The organism is Microbacterium sp. UCD-TDU, from assembly GCF_000340625.1.
Lineage (GTDB): Bacteria > Actinomycetota > Actinomycetes > Actinomycetales > Microbacteriaceae > Microbacterium > Microbacterium maritypicum.
The window spans coordinates 305929-322930 of sequence record NZ_KB454447.1; the positions used below are offsets into that span (position 1 = coordinate 305929).

Sequence of the window (17002 nt, forward strand, 5' to 3'; positions counted from 1 at the left end):
GGACCGACGCTAGCGGTGGCGCCGGGCTTTCTCCAGGCTTCGGTCTACGGCAGCAGTGCGATGACCTCGGCGAGATCCTGCGGGCCGATCACGAGGCTGGCGGCCGCGCGCACGGCGGGCTTGGCGTTGAAGGCGATGCCGAGGCCTGCCACCGCCATCATCTGCAGGTCGTTCGCGCCGTCGCCGATCGCGATGGTCGCCCGGGGGTCGACGCCGAGCTCTGCGGCCCATTCCTGGAGCGAGGATGCCTTCGCGGCGCCGTCGACGATGTCGCCGTCGACCCGGCCGGAGAGCACGCCGTCTGCGACGTCGAGGCGGTTCGCTCGCCAGCGATCGACGCCGAGCTCGGGGGCGACGCTGTCGAGGATCTCGTGGAAGCCTCCCGAGACGACGCCGACGACACCTCCGCGGTCGTGGACGGCCGCGGTGAGTTCACGCACCCCGGGGGTGGGCTCGATCCGCGCGCGGACACGCTCGAACGCCGAGACGGGAACGCCCTCCAGCGCCGCGACCCGGGAGCGCAGGCTCGTCGCGAAATCGACCTCGCCGCGCATCGCCGCCTCCGTGGCGGCCTGCACTTCGGCGCGCCGGCCGGCTTCGTCGGCCAGCAACTCGATCACCTCATTGCGGATGAGGGTGGAATCGGCATCGAGGACGACGAGGAAACGCGCGGCAGTCACCCGTCGAGCCTAGCGATCACCGGACGGTCGGCGTGCTCCGTGACGCACTCAGCGTTCGATGAAGACGCCCTTGCCGACGACCGTGATGCCGGATTCGGTGACGGTGAAACCACGGGCCAGGTCGCGTTCGCGGTCGACGCCGACCGTGGCACCATCGGCCAGCACCACGTTCTTGTCGAGGATCGCCCGATGGATGCGCGCCCCCTGCCCGACGTGCACGTGGTCGAAGACGACCGAGTCGGTGATGGTCGATCCGCCCCCTGCCAGGGTCCACGGACCCACGACGCTGCGTTCCAGGTGTGTACCGGACAGCACGGATCCGAGCGAGACGATCGAGTCGATCGCGTTGCCGATGCGACCGACCGAGTCGCGGACGAACTTCGCCGGCGGGGAGTTGACCGCCTGCGAGTGGATCGGCCACTCCATGTTGTAGAGGTTGAAGATGGGCAGGGTGGAGATCAGATCGCGGTGCGCGTCGTAGAACGAGTCGATCGTCCCCACGTCTCGCCAGTACGAGCGGTCGCGCGGCGAGGAGCCGGGCACCTCGTTCTGCTTCATGTCGTAGTAGCCGGCCTCGCCGCGCTCGACGAAATAGGGGACGATGTCGCCACCCATGTCGTGCCCTGACACGGGGGACTCCCCGTCTGCCTCGACGGCGGCGATCAGCGCGTCGGCGTCGAAGATGTAGTTGCCCATCGAGGCGAGCACCTCGTGGGGGGAGTCCTCGAGACCTGCGATGTCGGTCGGCTTCTCCAGGAACTGCTTGATCCGTCCCGATTCCGCGTCGGCGTCGATCACACCGAACTGCGACGCGAGCGCGAGCGGCTGACGGATGCCGGCGACGGTCGCCTTCGCGCCGGACTCGATGTGGGCTTCGAGCATCTGACGGAAGTCCATGCGGTAGACGTGGTCGGCGCCGATCACCACGACGATGTCGGGCTTCTCGTCGTTGATGAGGTTCATGCTCTGCAGGATCGCGTCGGCAGAGCCGGAGAACCACCGCTTGCCCAGGCGCTGCTGCGCGGGCACGGACGTGACGTACGAGTCGAGCAGAGCCGACATCCGCCACGTCTGCGAGATGTGCCGGTCGAGGCTGTGGGACTTGTACTGCGTCAGCACCACGATCTGGCGCAGTCCTGAATTGATGAGGTTCGAGATGGCGAAGTCGATGAGCCTGTACTGTCCGCCGAACGGCACTGCGGGTTTCGCTCTGTCGGCCGTGAGGGGCATGAGGCGCTTGCCCTCGCCGCCGGCGAGGATGATCCCGAAGACCTTCTTTGGAGCGGACATGGCTCCACCATAGATGCCTTCGTCGTCGCTGTACTAGCGTTCAGACATGCGAGTTGAAATGATCACGAAGGAGTACCCGCCGGAGGTCTACGGCGGTGCCGGCGTGCACGTCGCCGAGCTCGTCGCGGCCCTCAGGGAGCACGTGGACGTGCAGGTGCGCGCGTTCGGCGCTCCCCGAGACGAGGCAGGTACCTTCGCGTACCGCACGCCCGTGGAGCTCGCGGGGGCGAATGCCGCGCTGCAGACGCTCGGCACCGATCTGGAGATCGTCTCGGCCATCGCCGACGCCGACCTGGTGCACAGCCACACCTGGTACGCGAACTTCGCCGGTCACCTCGCCTCCCAGCTGCACGGCATCCCGCATGTCCTCACAGCGCACAGCCTCGAGCCTCTGCGGCCGTGGAAGGCGGAGCAGCTCGGGGGCGGTTACGCCGTCTCGAGCGGGATCGAGCGACTGGCCTATGAGAACGCCGCAGCCGTGATCGCCGTGAGCGCAGGGATGCGCGCCGACATCCTGCGCAGCTACCCGCAGGTCGACCCGGCGAAGGTCCGGGTGATCCACAACGGAATCGACGTCGAACGCTGGCGCCCTGTGCAGGACGAGCCGTTCCTGCGCTCGATCGGGATGGATCCGGCCCGTCCTTCAGTGGTCTTCGTGGGACGCATCACGAGGCAGAAGGGGCTGCCCTATCTGCTGCAGGCTGCACGGCTGCTCCCTCCGGAGGTGCAGCTGGTGCTCTGCGCCGGCGCCCCGGACACGCCGGAGATCATGGCCGAGGTGCAGGAGGGGGTGCGCCTGCTCCAGCAGAATCGCGACGGCGTGATCTGGATCGAGCGGATGCTGCCGCGGGACGAGCTGTCCGCCATCTTGACGGCAGCGACCACATTCGTCTGCCCGTCGATCTACGAGCCGCTGGGCATCGTGAACCTCGAGGCCATGGCGTGTGGTGCTGCCGTGGTGGGAACGGCGACCGGCGGGATCCCCGAGGTCGTCGCCGACGGCGTCACCGGGCGTCTCGTCCCGATCGAGCAGGTGCAGGACGGCACGGGCACACCCGTCGATCCGCAGCGTTACGTCGCGGATCTCGCCGCCGTGCTCACCGAGGTGGCGATGGATCCGGAGAGGGCACGCGCCTACGGCGAGGCCGGACGCGAGCGGGCGCGCAACGAGTTCAGCTGGGCGGCGATCGCCGAGACGACGCGCGCGCTGTACGCGGAGCTGACCGCCTGAGCCGATAGGCTGGGGACATGCCGAGCGCTCTGGAATTCACTGACGTCGTCGTGCGCCGTGAGGGGCGCAACATCATCGATCACGTGACCTGGCAGGTAGACGATGATCAGCGATGGGTGATCCTCGGCCCGAACGGCGCGGGCAAGACGACGCTCCTGCAGCTGGCCGACACGCTCATGCACCCGACCGCCGGAACGGTGACGGTGCTGGGGGAGACCCTCGGCCGCACCGACGTGTTCGAGGTGCGTCCGCGGATCGGATTCGCCTCCTCGGCGATGGCCAAGCGGGTCCCTCGTGACGAGACGGTCCTCAACACCGTGCTCACTGCCGCCTACTCGGTGCTCGGCCGATGGAACGAGAGCTACGAGGACATCGATGAGCGTCGCGCGCTCCGTGTCCTCGCCGACTGGCGCCTCGACCACCTGGCCGACCGCACCTTCGGCACGCTCAGCGACGGCGAGCAGAAGCGCGTCCAGATCGCGCGTGCCGTGATGACCGACCCGGAGCTCCTGCTGCTCGACGAGCCCACGGCATCGCTCGATCTCGGCTCCAGGGAAGAGCTCCTCGCGCTCCTCAGCGGCTACGCCTCCTCTCCGACGACCCCGGCCATGCTCATGGTCACGCACCACGTGGAGGAGATCCCCGTAGGGTTCACCCACGTCATGCTGATCCGCGACGGTGCCGTCGTGGCCGCAGGACCGATCGCCGAGACGCTCACGGCTGAGGCGCTCACCGACACCTTCGGCATGCCGATCGTGCTCACCAGCGAAGACGGACGCTACGCGGCCCGCGCGGCATCCTGATGCGCGTCTGATAGAATCGACCCTTGGTGCTCTCTGCACCGCAGACTTCCCTCGTCCCTGGCACAATCCAGGGCAGCAACTAAGGAATCCCATGAAGACTGACATTCACCCCGAGTACAAGGCTGTCGTGTTCCGCGACCTCGGATCGGGCGAGACGTTCCTCACCCGTTCGACCGTGTCGAGCGACAAGACGATGGAGCTGGACGGCGTGGAGTACCCCGTCATCGACGTCGAGATCTCCTCGGCTTCGCACCCGTTCTACACGGGCAAGCAGCGCATCATGGACTCGGCCGGCCGCGTCGAGAAGTTCAACCAGCGCTTCAAGGGCTTCGGCGGCTCGTCCAAGTAACGACCGTCAAGAAGAAGGCCCCATGCTCCTCAGAGCGTGGGGCCTTCTTCGTTCTCGGATGTGGGCGTCGCATCCGACCGTGCTCCGAGGCGTCAGAGGTCGAGCCGGATCCGGCCGTCGTCGATCGTGTCGGGGGGATCGCCGGGCGCCGGTGCCGGAGCCGTCCTCTGTGTCTGACGGTCGCGTTCCATCCCCGCTTCATGCGCGGTCGGTGACCAGACGGCGTCGAACGCGCCGCCGAGGCCACCTCCACTGCTCTCGTACTTCTTCTCGATGGGTACCTTCGAGAAGCCGAAGGCGATCATGACGATCACGGCGGAGACCAGGAGCAGCAGCACTCCGACCGTGACGATCACCCCCACACCCTGTTCCATGCGCTCCAGACTAGGCGTCGGGTGGGACGAGGGGCATCCTCCTCGAGGAGGAGACGCTCAGCGCACGCGGCGGCCGTGGGCGAGGTCGATCAGGTGGGACAGCACCGGTCCGCTGCGCAGGCCGTTGTGCTCGTGCTCGCTCGTCTGCCAGAGCTGCACGCCCGGGATCAGCTTCGCGGTCTCGAGAGAGAACTCGTAGGGCACGTAGACGTCGTTGATGTAGACGGCGGCCGCACCGGTCGCACCCGATGCCGAGATGGCTGCGGCGTCGTAGATGCTCGGCCACTCGAACTCGGCGAGGTGGAGGGCGACATCGCGCCACGGCTGGAACGCGGGCACCGTCTCGGTCCACTCGCGGCGGATGTGCTCGCCGGTGAACAGCGTCGGGTCGTCGCGGAAGTCTGTCGGCTCCGTGCGCTCGGCCGACCACCGGGTGGCATGGCCATCGGCGTAGCTCGATTCGTGGAACGCGAAGTACAGCGGGTTGCGGCCGTCGTAGGGCATCGCGTGCATCAGGTCGTACCGGAAGGCGTTGGAGGACGGATCGCGCTCCAGGATCGACCACAGGGTCTGCCAGCCGTCGTTGGTGCCCAGCGCCGACCCCACCGACCGCAGGCGCGAGCGGGAGACCACCTCGCCGTCGGGAAGGATGATGTCACCGGCATCCGCCAGATCGACGAGTCGCCTCATGGCGTCGCGGTGCTCCGGGAATCGGCGATAGTAGCGCTCGGACGCATCGCGCATCTTGTCGTAGCAGAGCGCGTAGACATCGTCGGGGTGGCGCCCGACGGCGCTGAGGCCACCGGTGATGAAGACGTCTTCGAGCGAGGCGGCATCGGTGGAGAGATACGCCAGGGTGGTGAAGCCGCCGAAGGACTGCCCGAGTACGCTCCAGGTTGTGGCGCCCAGGTGCTCCCGCATCGCCTCGCAGTCGCGCACGATCGCGTCGGCGCGGAGGTGCGTGAGGTGCTCGGCCACGGCCTCAGCGCCGCGCACGAGGTCGTGATCCCCGATCGGGGTGGAGAGCCCGGTGCCGCGCTGGTCGAGAAGGACCAGGCGGTAGTGGGCGAGTGCTTCATCGAGCCAGGCCGGCGACGTCGACGAGTGGAACGGGCGCGGTGCCTCGTGCCCCGGCCCGCCCTGCAGGAAGACGAGGTAGGGGAGGGACTCTCCACCTTCGCGGGCGACGACGCGCGCGAAGATGTCGATCGTGCGGTGGTCGGTGGGATCGCCCCACACGAGGGGCACGGTGAGCGTGTGCTCTTCGACGGTGAGATCCTGCAGCGTGCGGACGACGGTGCTCATGTTCACATCACATTTCCGATATAGGAGTACTTGACGAAGACCTCCGAGGCGATGCCCGACTCCTCGAGCACACCCTGCACAGCGGTCATCATGTAGTTGGAATCCCAGCCCATGTAGAGGAAATGGCCCTCGTCGAGCTCGTCCCACTGGCCCTTCCAGGCCATGTCCTGGTAGATCGGGCCCCCGTGTGCGGCGCAGTACGCGAGCGCGGCGGTCCTCGTGTCCGTCCAGGCGCGACGGAAGACCCGGTTGAACAGGTACTTCACGTCGGGCACCTCCCAGCGCTCACCGCGGTACTCGACATAGTCGAACTCCCGCTCCCAGCCCGTCGGCCATCCGCGACGGCGGACGGCATCGAGGATCGGCGTCAGGCCGTCGTCGTCGATCTCCGGGAGTGCGGGACGCGCCCAGATGCGGATCAGGTCGGCGGTGAGCGCGATCGTGCGCCGAGTGATCGCCGCCGTGTTCCACGCGTCGACGGCGGCGAGGTCACGCGTGGCGGGCACGGAACTGCGGGCGTAGGCCTCCGTGCGCTTGACGGGGAACGAGGCGCCGAACACCCGCTCGGTGAGGGACTGTTCGAGCAGGGTCAGGTTTCCGAGGGTCGGGGCGAGGGCGCGGTGGCTGTTCTGCTCATCCTCGGAGTACTCGATCCAGGGCCGTTCGCCATCGCCGGACCACGTATCACCCGGCACGGCAGGCACGATGTGCTCGACATCGAAGGGTTCGAGGTCGTCGACCCCCTCCAGCCTGCCGAGGACGTAGGCAGGGTGGGGGAGTTCGCTGTACTTCAGGACGGCGCTCACGCGTTCGTCGGACGGGGTGATGCGCGCGAACGCACGTGCGAGTGCGTCCCGGCCGTCGCGCCGCGCGCGGCAGAGCCTCGCGACGAGTCGCTCGGTCGGGAGATTCACCAGTGCGCGTCGAAGGTAGAGGGTCTGCAGCCACTCCAATGTCTCGATGAGCTCGGAGCGGTCGATGATGCCCCGTGCGTGATCGCTGTAGACGCTCATCACGAGTGGATACGAGGAGCGGCCGAACGTGTTGACGTGGCGCAGCTGCTGCGCGATCTCGGGGTCCTGCTCCCGCGACGGATCGAGCAGGATGCCGTAGATCTCGGCGTGGTGCCGCCACTCGGACGCATCCGCCTGGAGATGGGAGAGATCGACGCGGGGGAACGACTGCCGGAATGCGCTGTACACGCCGTGCTCGCCGTTCGCCGCGACCTCACGTCCGGTGACGAGCACGAGGTAGTGCCTCCAGAAGGCGCCGATCGCCTCGCCGGTGTGCCGCTCGATGGGCACCCAGAAGCGGGATTCGACATCGACCTGCTCAGCGTGGCTCAGCCCCATGAGGATGTAGTTGTGGATGAGCTCGTGGTCGCGCAACGGCTCACCCGTCGAGTTCAGGCTCTCGAAGATCTGCTGGGCGTTCGCCTGCGCGCCGAGGGTGATCGACACGTGCTCGAGCTTCTGTAGCCCGCGCCAGATGAGCGGAACCTCGTCCGTGTGGATCTGGCTGCGGAAGAAGGCGTAGTTGTCGTCGAAGCGCGATTCGCGGTCGGTATCGTCGCGTCGGTCGAGCACCACGGATTCGTACAGGTCCGCCCAGGCGTCGTGCGGGCGCAGCTTCGTGCGGCCGGGGGCATCGGAGCGCACCAGCACGCGTTCGAGCGCCGCGGCCAGAGCCTGGTCGGTGTCGCGGACCGCGTGATGCAGGGCCGCCACCAGGAGCATGAGGGTGGTGATGCGTTGCTGCCCATCGATGAGGATCAGGTCCGACTCAGCCGAGGCGCCGTCTTCAGCCGACAGGATCGAACCGATGAAATGACGGTGGGCGTCGTCTTCACGGGCGACCGCGCGGATGTCGGACAGGAGACGTTCGCACCCGCCGATGTCCCACCGATACTGCCGCTGATACACGGGGACGACGATGGTGGTGGTGCCCGCTGCGAGCCACTCGATCGTGTTGACTGCTGTCGCCTCGACGTTGGTCGCGGTGCTCATGCTGGTGTCTCGTCCTCCCGTAGCGACGGGTGCCGAGGACTCGCCGGGCGCCCCGATCAGTCTATTCGTTTATGCACGGCGGACCTCCGAAGGGCTCGCGGGTGACGCTGTTAGGCTTGCCTTATCAGGGCCTGTTAAAACGTGCTGGCCCCCGATGAAAGGAACATGACTCGATCATGGGTTACATCAAGTCCGCTGCCCTCGAGGAAAAGGGATTCGTCGTCCTCGACAGCTACAACCAGGAGCTCGACCCCAAGGAATGGCTCGACATCGAGTACAACGACTGGAAGTCGTCGGGCGACACCCGCTTCGCCCCGCTCGCCAGTGCGTTCGGCGACATCGAGTGCAACGGGTTCTGGAACCACAAGCCGCCGCGCACCGACAAGGACGGCGTCTGGATCGAATCGCAGACCGAGAAGGCCCCGAACCTGACGCGTCGCGCGCAGGAGCCGGGCGCCAACGTCGGCCGTTGCCGCGTGATCGAGCTGCAGCCGACCCCGTACGGAGACTGCCTCTACAACCTCCACCAGGACGACAACAACCGTCTGAACCCGGACGGCACCGGCTGGGTGGTCCGCGGCTTCTTCAACCTCACCGATGACAAGGACAGCTACTTCGTCCTGCGCGAGAACCGCACCGACCCGAGCATCGAGTACCGCATCGCGCTCCCCGCCGGCGCTCAGCTCATCGTCGACACCCAGCGCCTGTGGCACGCCGCCACGCACAACGGCACCGAGCCGCGCTACTGCCTCATCACGTCGTGGACCTCGGGCCCCGAGCTCGACGCCTACATCGAGAAGTACCACGGCACCGACGACGTGCCCAACTACGAAGTCGACCAGGAGACGCTCGAGTTCGGCTACGCCGAGCAGGCGCGCAAGGACGCCGCGCGCGCGGCGTACTACGCCGCCAAGGGCCAGCAGGTCAAGCAGGCCATGAGCGAGGCCTGACCTCACCGACTCGACCGTTCGCGGTCCGAAGGCCCCGGTCGTCATGACCGGGGCCTTCGTCGTCGAATGACATGCTTGTGGTTTCCGCAGATCTCGGCGAGAATGGGCCCACAACCGCATATTCTCGCCACTTCGTGGTTCAGGTCGTTGGGGAAGACGCACCTGATGAAACGGAGAGATCATGGCGACGGCTTACGCACGCGGAGTGGTGTTCATCCACTCTGCGCCTCGCGCGCTCTGCCCGCACCTCGAATGGGCGGTGGGTCGCGCTATCGGGCGTGCGGTGAACTTCGACTGGACCGAGCAGCCCGTCCTCGACGGCGCCCGACGTGCGGAGTTCTACTGGGACGGTCCCGTCGGCACCGGTGCCGCTCTCGCGACGTCGATCCGCGGGTGGGAGCACCTCCGCTTCGAGGTGACCGAAGACCCCACGCCCCGCAGCGACGGTGGCCGTTGGCTGCACACTCCCGACCTGGGCATCCACTACGCCCAGACCGATGCCGCCGGCAACATCGTGATCGGTGAAGACCGCATCCGCTACGCGATGGAGATCGCTGCGGGCAGCGCGGTCGAGCTGCAGCGCGAACTCGACATCGCCCTCGGTTCCGCGTGGGACGAGGAACTCGAACCCTTCCGCCATGCCAGCGACGACGCCAGAGTCGTCTGGCTCCACAAGGTCGGCTAGCCCGACCCCGCAGACCGGAACGCGGGAGGCGTGAGTATCGGATGCCGGTGAGTCATCCCGGACGCTGAGAAGACGTTTCCCCGCTCCGCACGACGAGGACCCCGCCCCGGCGACGAGGCGGGGTCCTCGTCGTCGGTCAGATCACCGCGGCGTGCTGCAGCTCTGCGTGCGGGGACGCGCCGGCGCCGCGCACGTCCTCCCAGGCCAGCGAAAGGCGACGCATGGCTTCAGCCGTGCGCTCGGGCGGCAGGGTGATGGGGATGCGAAGGCGACGTTCGAGCACGCCGCCCGTCGTGAAGCGCGGTCCGGGAGGCAGGATCAGCTGCCGCTCGCGGGCGGCAAGGGAGAGCGAGGTGGACAGCGGGGTGCCGATGTCGAGCCAGGCGGACAGCCCTCCCGGCGTCGGTGGCATCCGGAATCCGGGGATGCCGGCCACACCGGCCTCCACGGCTGCGCGACCGTCGTGCAGACGCTGACCGACGTGCGAGGTGAGCGCAGGCATGTCGGCGAGAAGCTCGACGGCGATGCACTGCTCGAGCAGGGCGGTGCCCAGTTCGAAGGAGGGACGAACGGCGAGCAGCCGAGCGATGACCGTGCGCTCCGCACGGATCCACCCGATGCGCATCCCGCCCCACGCGATCTTCGACATCGATCCGACGGTGATCACGTTGGGTCCGCTCGCGGCCATCGGAGCCGGTGACCAGCCGCGATCGATATCGAGCTCGGTGGTCGTCTCATCGACGATGAGCTGAGTGCCCACGTTGCGCGCCGTCGTGACGATGCGTGGCCGCTCCTCGTCGGGCAGCGTGGCGCCGGTCGGGTTGTGGAAATCGGGGATGAGGTAGGCGACATGGGGGCGGGAGCCGAGCAGGGTCTCGTTCAGGTGGCGTGTATCCCATCCGTCGACGTCGACGGGGGTCGGCAGCAGACGGTATCCGTGCCGGTGCAGTGCCTCGAGCGCGTGCGGGAACGTGGGCTGCTCGACCAGAGCCCTCTCGCCGCGCCGTCCGATCGCCGCGAGGATCAGGTTCACCGCGTTGAGCGCCCCGGAGGTGATGATGATCTCGTCGGCCGAGGTCGGTGCTCCGCGATCGCGGAACCGCTGCGCCACGGCCTCTCGGAGCTCGGGAAGGCCACGGAGGGAGTATCCGCTGGTGCCGCGCAAGGCCGCAAGACGGGGGAGGGATCGGACCGTCGCGTCATACAGCCCCGGTGTGGAGTCCATCGAGGCGATGGACAGATCGATGGCGTCGTCGTCGGCCTCCGCGCCGGGCGCGGCGTGTCCGTTCGGCAGGGTGACGCGCGTGCTGCCTCCGTGCAGACGGGAGACGTACCCGTCGGCCTCGAGAAGCCCGTAGGCGCGGGTGATCGTGGAGCGCGAACGGCGAAGCTCCACCGCGAGGGCGCGCTCGCTCGGCAGACGTTCGCCGACCGTGAGCCGGCCGTCGAGGATCAGCGCTCTGATCCGGTCGGCGAGCGTCGTCGCCGCGGAGCCCGCCACGTTGTGCGCCCCGAGCTGTTCGACGAGTCGTGATCCCATGCGTCCAGCATGCCGCAAAGTGGCCTGATGAGTGCGGGCCACTTTGCGCTGAGTGGATTCGCCGATGGACGTGATCCAGGGGCCAGAGTGGAAGCATGCTCCTGCGCTCCGTCGTGCTCCCCGTGACCGCCACCAGTCGGCGTGACCTCCTCGAACGGCTCGTACAGCTGCTCGTGGGTCTCTTCCTCTACGGCGTGGCGCTCGGCTTCATGGTGCGCGGCGGCATCGGCGTCGCGCCGTGGGACGTGCTGGCGCTCGGTCTCGCCGAGCAGACCGGTCTCCGATACGGCGTCATGACCGTCGTCGTCTCCATCGTCGTGCTGCTGCTGTGGATCCCGCTGCGTCAGCGGGTGGGGCTCGGCACCGTCTTGAACGCGCTCCTCGTCGGGCCCAGCGCCGACCTCGCCCTCGCTCTGATCCCGCAGCCCGCTTCGGTGTGGATCGGCGCCCCCATGTTCGTCTTCGGACTCCTGCTGCTGTCCTTCGCGACCGGTCTGTACATCGCCGCCGACTTCGGTCCCGGACCCCGCGATGGATTGATGACGGGCCTCGTTCGACGCACCGGCTGGGCGGTGTGGCTGGTGCGGACACTGATCGAAGGCGGCGTGCTGCTGATCGGCTTCCTGCTCGGAGGACCCGTCGGTGTGGGTACCGTGCTCTTCGCGTTCGGTGTCGGGCCGCTGATCGGCTGGTTCCTCCCGCGTATCACGCGGATGCGCGAGTCCCGATCGCAGAAGCTCGGGAGCCTCCGCTCCGCCTGATGGATCACCGCGCACCTGCATGACCTGCGCACACGTGCATGACCGAGTGCCGGTGGATGCTCATGCATCCGTGTGATCCTCATGCAGATGACAAGAGCGGCCCTCGGAATCCCGAGGGCCGCTCTTCGTAATGGCGTGTCAGTCGGCGCTGGCGACCACGAGCACGGCGTTGTGACCGCCGAAGCCGAACGAGTTGCTGATCGCGAACTGCGGACCCTCGCCCAGCGGGGTGGCGTCGCCCGAAAGACGGAACGGGACAGCGGGATCGGGCTCGGTCATGTTGATCGTGGGCGGTGCGACACGGTCGCGCAGGGCGAGGAGCGCGAAGATCGCCTCGAGCGCGCCGGTGCCTCCGAGCAGGTGCCCGGTCGATGCCTTCGTCGCCGAGACGGGGATCTCGTCGATCCGGTCTCCGAAGACCTTCTTGAGCGCGACGTACTCGTTGGGGTCGCCGACGGGGGTCGACGTCGCGTGCGCGTTGATGTGGGTGACCTGGTCGGCGGTGATGCCGGCCTCTTCGAGCGCCTGCGTCACCGCACGTGCGGCACCGTTGCCCTCGGGGTCGTTGCCGGTGATGTGGTACGCATCGGCGGTGACGCCTCCGCCGAGCACATAGCCGTAGATCTTGGCGCCGCGAGCCTTCGCGTGCTCCTCTGTCTCGAGGATCAGGGCTGCGGCCCCCTCGCCCATGACGAATCCGTCACGGTCGATCGCGCCCGGTCGGGACGCGTGGGCCGGATCGTCGTTCCGACGCGAGAGCGCCTGCGCGGAGGCGAACGATGCCATCGTGATCGGGTGGATCGCGGACTCCGTGCCACCGGCGATCACGACGTCGGCGAGACCGTCCTGAAGGTGGTGGAAGGCGTGGATGATCGACTCGGTGCTGGAGGCGCACGCACTCACCACGGTCTGCGCGTAGGCGCGGGCGTGGAACTGCAGCGACAGGTTCCCTGCAGCGGCGTTCGGCATGAGCATCGGGACGGTGAGCGGCATCACCCGTCGCGGGCCCTTCTCGCGGAGGGTGTCCCAGGCGTCCAGGAGCGTCCAGAGCCCACCGATGCCGGTGGCGAAGTCGACACCGAGTCGCTCGGGGGCGACCTCGGGGGAACCGGCGTCCGCCCACGCCTCGCGCGCCGCGATCAACGCGAACTGCGACGAGGGGTCGAGACGCTTGGCCTCGTGGCGGGGGAGCACCTCTTCCGGGCGGACGATCGCCTCGGCGGCGAAGGTGACGGGCAGCTCGTACTGCTGTACCCAGTCGTGTTCGAGCGTGCGGGTGCCGGACATACCGGCCAGCAGGTTCGTCCAGTTCTCCGGGGCCGTTCCGCCGATGGCGGAGGTGGCGCCGATGCCGGTGACGACGATGCGCTTGGTCATGGGGTGTGGTTCCTTGTCGAAACGAAGTCGAACGGGTGGGAGGGCAGGTCGGAGGATGCCACTCCCCGCGAGGTGCGGGGGTGGCATCCTGCCGGGATTACTCCTGGCCCGCGACGATGAAGCTGACGGCGTCGCCGACGGTCTTCAGGTTCTTGACCTCGTCGTCGGGGATGGTGACGCCGAACTTCTCCTCGGCGTTGACGACGATCGTCATCATCGAGATGGAGTCGATGTCGAGGTCGTCCGTGAACGACTTCTCGAGGGCGACCTCGGAAGCGTTGATGCCGGTCTCGTCGGTGATGAGCTCTGCGAGGCCAGCGAGGACCTCATCGTTGGTGAAAGCCATGTGGTCTTCCTCTTTCTTACGGGTTGTTTTCGGAACCGTGGAACAGTCTAGGGAAAGTCAGCGCATTCTCAGGGAAGGACGACGACCTGTGCGGCGAACACGAGGCCGGCGCCGAAGCCGATCTGCAGTGCGAGACCGCCCGACAGCTCGGGGTGCTCGGCCATCAAACGGTGGCTGGCCAGCGGGATCGACGCCGCCGAGGTGTTGCCCGTGGTCTCGATGTCGCGGGCGATCACCGTGGTCTCCGGCAGCTTGAGCTGCTTGGCGAACTCGTCGATGATGCGCATGTTGGCCTGGTGGGGGATGAACGCGGCGATGTCGGTCGGCTCGACGCCCGCCTTGTCCAGCGCCTCACGGGCGACCTTGGCCATCTCCCAGACGGCCCAGCGGAAGACCGTCGGACCCTCCTGACGAAGGGTCGGCCACGGCACCACGCCGTCGCGGAAGTCGGTGAGGGTGCCGTTCATTCCCACGGCGTCGGCCTTCGAGCCATCCGAGCCCCACACCGCCGGTGCGATGCCGGGCGTCTCGCTCGGACCGATCAGGGCTGCGCCTGCGCCGTCGCCGAGCAGGAACGAGATGCTGCGATCGGTCGGGTCGACGACGTCGGACAGCTTCTCCGTGCCGATGACCAGTGCGTAACGGGCGGCGCCGGCCTTGATCAGCGCATCGGCCTGGGCGATCGCGTAGGCGTAACCTGCGCAGGCCGCATTGATGTCGTAGGCGGCAGCGGGGTTCGCCCCGACACGGTCGGCGACGATCGCCGAGACCGAGGGGGTCTGCTTGGGGTTGCTGATGGTCGCGACGATCACCAGGTCGACCTGGTCCGCTGCGACACCCGACTTCTCGATGGCCTCGGCGGCCGCCGCGGTCGCGAGGTCGATCGCATCGGTGCCCTTGTCGGCGCGAGCGCGGGTGACGATGCCGGTGCGCTGACGGATCCACTCGTCGCTGGAGTCGATGGGGCCGATCAGGTCCTCGTTCGGCACGGCATTCTCGCCACGGGCGGCGCCGTAGGAGTAGATGCGCGTGTACGCGGGACCGGTGAGCTGGGCGAGCGTGACGCTCATGCGGCTTCTCCGTTCAGCAGCGCGACGGCTGCATCAAGGTCTTCAGGGGTCTTCACGGCGACGGTCGGCACACCGCGGAGGCCGCGCTTGGCGAGTCCGACCAGGGCGCCGGCCGGAGCGAGTTCGATGACACCGGTGACGCCCGCGTCGGCGAAGGACTGCATGCAGAGGTCCCAACGCACCGGGGAGGACACCTGATCGACGAGGAAGCTCAGCGCCTCGGCTCCGTCGGTGACCGCGGAGCCGTCGCGGTTGGTCCACAGCGTGATGTCGGGGTTGGTGGGGGCGACGTCGGAGACCGCGTCGCGGAGCGCGGCGACGGCCGATGCCATGTACCCCGTGTGGAACGCGCCGGCGACCTGCAGCGGGATCACGCGGGTGCCCTTGAGGGGCTCCTCGGCGAGTGCCGCGAGAGCGGGGAGGGCACCTGCGACCACGATCTGTCCGCCGCCGTTGTAGTTGGCGGGGGAGAGGTCGAGCTCGGCGAGGCGTGCGAGAAGGGCTTCCTCGTCGCCGCCGAGGACGGCACTCATGCCGGTCTGCTCCTTCGCTGCCGCATCGGCCATCGCGCGGCCGCGGATGCCCACCAGCCGCATGCCGGTGTCGGCATCGATCACACCGCTGCCGACGAGCGCGGCGATCTCACCGACCGAGTGCCCGGCGATGCCGTCGGCACGTCGACCGGCGCGCTGCGTGAGGGCATCCCCGGCGATCAGCGACGCGGCCACGATCAGCGGCTGAGCGATGCGGGTGTCCCGGATCGTGTCGGCGTCCGATACCGTGCCATGTTCGCGAAGATCGACCTCCGCGGCGTCCGAGTAGGCGTCGAGGCGTTCTGCCACTCCGTCGAGCTCGAGCCAAGGAGCGAGGAATCCGGGGGTCTGCGAGCCCTGACCTGGGCATACGACGACAATCACCCACCCAGTCTGCCAACGTTTGCGGCAGAGCGGTGGATGATCCATCACAAGATTCCGAAAAACCCTTGTGTGTGGCGTACAGAGAAGGGTTCAGCGCTGGGCGCGTCGGAGCGGGGCACGCCGACGGACCTGATCCGCAGCACCGATCGAGCCGAGGATCAGAGCGGTCTGCAGGATGAGCGCTTCGCGGGGGCCGGTGGCATCCCAGCCGATGACTTCGCTCACGCGCTTGAGGCGGTAGCGCACGGTGTTGGGGTGCACGAACAGCTCGCGCGCCGTCGCCTCCAGAGAGCGCCCGTTGTCGAGGTAGCTCCAGAGGGTGGTGACCAAGTCGGTGGAGTGCGCCTGCAAGGGGCGGAAGATGCGCTCGATCAGCGTCTGCTTCGCCAACGGGTCTCCGGCGAGTGCGCGCTCTGGCAGCAGATCGTCGGCCTCGACCGGACGGGGTGCGCCGCGCCACGCGCGGGCGACCGCGAATCCTGCGAGGGCGGCACGGGCGCTCTGGCTCGCGTCCACGAGCGCCGCGACCTCGGGTCCGAGCACGACGTATCCGGGTCCGAACGACGGCTCCAGGCGGGAGGCGATCTCCTGGAAGCCGAGTTCTTCCTCTTCCAGCTCTTGACCCTCGACCCTGGCGCGGCCGAGCACCAGGACGAGGCGGGAGCCCTGCACACCGATGAGCACGTCGACGGCGAGCTTCCTGGCGGTGCGGCGGACCAGGTCGACGTCGAACTGCGGAGGTGTCGTCCCGACGAGGACGGCGACCTCCCCATGACCGTGCCACCCGAGTGCGGCGATCCGGCTCGGGAGCTCCTCATCGGCCTCGCCGGTGAGGATCGAGTCGACGACGAGTGCTTCCAGGCGCGCGTCCCACAGGCCGCGGGCCTCGGCGGCCCGCGCGTACACGTCGGCCGCCGCGAAGGCGACGTCGCGGGAGTAGAGCAGAATCGCCTCGCGCAGATCGTTCCCCCGCCCGGCGACCCGCTCCTCGGTGACCTCGACGGTCACGCGGATGAGCTGGAGGGTCTGCTGGAGGCTCACGCTTCGCAGCAGCTCGCGAGGAGCCGCCGCGAAGATGTCCGCCGCGATCCACGGGGTGGAGGTGGGGTCCTCGTACCACTGGATGAACGACGTGATACCCGCCTGGGCCACCAGCCCGACCGCAGAGCGGCGGGCCGGTGGCATGTCGGCGTACCACGGGAGGGTGTCCTCCAGGCGCTTGATCGTCACCGAGGCGATGTCACCGGAGATCCGGCGCAGCCAAGTGAGCGTCGCGGCCTTGTCCATGCCGGAAGGAGGAGAACCTGTCACCGAGGGC

General features: G+C 68.1%; 17 protein-coding genes. 6 read left to right on the forward strand and 11 right to left on the reverse strand.

Going from position 1 to position 17002, the window contains the following annotated elements; all coding sequences use genetic code 11:
- Nucleotides 1-44: 44 nt before the first annotated feature.
- A complete protein-coding gene (gene serB / locus D514_RS31815; protein ID WP_017830422.1) occupies nt 45-680 on the reverse strand; it encodes a phosphoserine phosphatase SerB in 636 nt (211 codons plus the stop codon).
- A gap of 48 nt (nt 681-728) precedes the next feature.
- Complete coding sequence (gene glgC, locus D514_RS31820; protein WP_017830423.1) at nt 729-1970, reverse strand: glucose-1-phosphate adenylyltransferase; 1242 nt, start codon at nt 1968-1970, stop codon at nt 729-731.
- A 46-nt stretch (nt 1971-2016) separates the two neighbouring features.
- Between glgC and glgA the strand changes: the two genes are divergently transcribed.
- The 3 genes from glgA to D514_RS31835 all read left to right on the forward strand — a co-directional run bounded on the left by glgA (nt 2017) and on the right by D514_RS31835 (nt 4353).
- Nucleotides 2017-3201, forward strand: a complete 1185-nt coding sequence (gene glgA, locus D514_RS31825) for a glycogen synthase (protein WP_031206065.1) — start codon at nt 2017-2019, stop codon at nt 3199-3201.
- Nucleotides 3202-3218: 17 nt separating this feature from the next.
- On the forward strand, nt 3219-4004 hold the full coding sequence (locus D514_RS31830; RefSeq protein WP_017830425.1) for an ABC transporter ATP-binding protein: 786 nt from the start codon (nt 3219-3221) through the stop codon (nt 4002-4004).
- Between the two features lie 91 nt (nt 4005-4095).
- Nucleotides 4096-4353, forward strand: a complete 258-nt coding sequence (locus D514_RS31835; protein ID WP_017830426.1) for a type B 50S ribosomal protein L31 — start codon at nt 4096-4098, stop codon at nt 4351-4353.
- Nucleotides 4354-4445: 92 nt separating this feature from the next.
- On the opposite strand, the gene D514_RS31840 is transcribed toward D514_RS31835, so the two are convergent.
- From D514_RS31840 to D514_RS31850, 3 genes are read right to left on the reverse strand one after another with little or no spacing between them, the layout of a single operon-like run.
- Nucleotides 4446-4727 carry a hypothetical protein gene (locus tag D514_RS31840; RefSeq protein WP_017830427.1) on the reverse strand — a complete coding sequence of 94 codons (282 nt, stop codon included), beginning with the start codon at nt 4725-4727 and terminating at the stop codon, nt 4446-4448.
- A gap of 57 nt (nt 4728-4784) precedes the next feature.
- On the reverse strand, nt 4785-6032 hold the full coding sequence (locus tag D514_RS31845; RefSeq protein WP_031206067.1) for an alpha/beta fold hydrolase: 1248 nt from the start codon (nt 6030-6032) through the stop codon (nt 4785-4787).
- A gap of 2 nt (nt 6033-6034) precedes the next feature.
- A complete protein-coding gene (locus D514_RS31850; protein ID WP_017830429.1) occupies nt 6035-8038 on the reverse strand; it encodes a DUF262 domain-containing protein in 2004 nt (667 codons plus the stop codon).
- A 176-nt stretch (nt 8039-8214) separates the two neighbouring features.
- On the opposite strand from D514_RS31850, the gene D514_RS31855 reads away from it, so the two are divergent.
- Together D514_RS31855 and D514_RS31860 are read left to right on the forward strand one after the other, a co-directional pair.
- Nucleotides 8215-8988: a hypothetical protein gene (locus D514_RS31855; protein ID WP_017830430.1), complete on the forward strand. Its 774-nt coding sequence runs from the start codon at nt 8215-8217 to the stop codon at nt 8986-8988.
- Between the two features lie 181 nt (nt 8989-9169).
- Nucleotides 9170-9673, forward strand: coding sequence for a DUF3145 domain-containing protein (locus D514_RS31860; protein WP_017830431.1), 504 nt, complete (start codon nt 9170-9172; stop codon nt 9671-9673).
- Between the two features lie 136 nt (nt 9674-9809).
- On the opposite strand, the gene D514_RS31865 is transcribed toward D514_RS31860, so the two are convergent.
- Nucleotides 9810-11213, reverse strand: a complete 1404-nt coding sequence (locus tag D514_RS31865) for a PLP-dependent aminotransferase family protein (RefSeq protein WP_017830432.1) — start codon at nt 11211-11213, stop codon at nt 9810-9812.
- A gap of 95 nt (nt 11214-11308) precedes the next feature.
- Here D514_RS31865 and D514_RS31870 point away from each other — a divergent pair, with 95 nt between their 5' ends.
- Nucleotides 11309-11974: a YitT family protein gene (locus D514_RS31870; protein ID WP_017830433.1), complete on the forward strand. Its 666-nt coding sequence runs from the start codon at nt 11309-11311 to the stop codon at nt 11972-11974.
- Nucleotides 11975-12112: 138 nt separating this feature from the next.
- Here D514_RS31870 and D514_RS31875 read toward each other — a convergent pair whose 3' ends face one another.
- The 5 genes from D514_RS31875 to D514_RS31895 form a co-directional block, all read right to left on the reverse strand.
- Nucleotides 12113-13351, reverse strand: coding sequence for a beta-ketoacyl synthase (locus D514_RS31875; RefSeq protein WP_017830434.1), 1239 nt, complete (start codon nt 13349-13351; stop codon nt 12113-12115).
- 97 nt (nt 13352-13448) lie between these two features.
- On the reverse strand, nt 13449-13697 hold the full coding sequence (locus tag D514_RS31880; RefSeq protein ID WP_017830435.1) for an acyl carrier protein: 249 nt from the start codon (nt 13695-13697) through the stop codon (nt 13449-13451).
- Between the two features lie 68 nt (nt 13698-13765).
- Nucleotides 13766-14767: a beta-ketoacyl-ACP synthase III gene (locus tag D514_RS31885; RefSeq protein ID WP_017830436.1), complete on the reverse strand. Its 1002-nt coding sequence runs from the start codon at nt 14765-14767 to the stop codon at nt 13766-13768.
- On the reverse strand, nt 14764-15684 hold the full coding sequence (locus D514_RS31890) for an ACP S-malonyltransferase (RefSeq protein ID WP_031206068.1): 921 nt from the start codon (nt 15682-15684) through the stop codon (nt 14764-14766). The genes D514_RS31885 and D514_RS31890 overlap by 4 nt, the downstream gene beginning before the upstream one ends.
- Before the next feature lie 90 nt (nt 15685-15774).
- On the reverse strand, nt 15775-16971 hold the full coding sequence (locus D514_RS31895; protein ID WP_017830438.1) for a CdaR family transcriptional regulator: 1197 nt from the start codon (nt 16969-16971) through the stop codon (nt 15775-15777).
- Nucleotides 16972-17002 lie beyond the last annotated feature (31 nt).

Coding starts and splice junctions, on each gene's coding strand:
- glgC (WP_017830423.1), bottom strand. CDS start 1,970: ATGTCCGCTCCAAAGAAGGTCTTCGGGATCATCCTCGCCGGCGGCGAG.
- glgA (WP_031206065.1), top strand. CDS start 2,017: ATGCGAGTTGAAATGATCACGAAGGAGTACCCGCCGGAGGTCTACGGC.
- D514_RS31830 (WP_017830425.1), top strand. CDS start 3,219: ATGCCGAGCGCTCTGGAATTCACTGACGTCGTCGTGCGCCGTGAGGGG.
- D514_RS31835 (WP_017830426.1), top strand. CDS start 4,096: ATGAAGACTGACATTCACCCCGAGTACAAGGCTGTCGTGTTCCGCGAC.
- D514_RS31840 (WP_017830427.1), bottom strand. CDS start 4,727: ATGGAACAGGGTGTGGGGGTGATCGTCACGGTCGGAGTGCTGCTGCTC.
- D514_RS31845 (WP_031206067.1), bottom strand. CDS start 6,032: ATGAGCACCGTCGTCCGCACGCTGCAGGATCTCACCGTCGAAGAGCAC.
- D514_RS31850 (WP_017830429.1), bottom strand. CDS start 8,038: ATGAGCACCGCGACCAACGTCGAGGCGACAGCAGTCAACACGATCGAG.
- D514_RS31855 (WP_017830430.1), top strand. CDS start 8,215: ATGGGTTACATCAAGTCCGCTGCCCTCGAGGAAAAGGGATTCGTCGTC.
- D514_RS31860 (WP_017830431.1), top strand. CDS start 9,170: ATGGCGACGGCTTACGCACGCGGAGTGGTGTTCATCCACTCTGCGCCT.
- D514_RS31865 (WP_017830432.1), bottom strand. CDS start 11,213: ATGGGATCACGACTCGTCGAACAGCTCGGGGCGCACAACGTGGCGGGC.
- D514_RS31870 (WP_017830433.1), top strand. CDS start 11,309: ATGCTCCTGCGCTCCGTCGTGCTCCCCGTGACCGCCACCAGTCGGCGT.
- D514_RS31875 (WP_017830434.1), bottom strand. CDS start 13,351: ATGACCAAGCGCATCGTCGTCACCGGCATCGGCGCCACCTCCGCCATC.
- D514_RS31880 (WP_017830435.1), bottom strand. CDS start 13,697: ATGGCTTTCACCAACGATGAGGTCCTCGCTGGCCTCGCAGAGCTCATC.
- D514_RS31885 (WP_017830436.1), bottom strand. CDS start 14,767: ATGAGCGTCACGCTCGCCCAGCTCACCGGTCCCGCGTACACGCGCATC.
- D514_RS31895 (WP_017830438.1), bottom strand. CDS start 16,971: ATGGACAAGGCCGCGACGCTCACTTGGCTGCGCCGGATCTCCGGTGAC.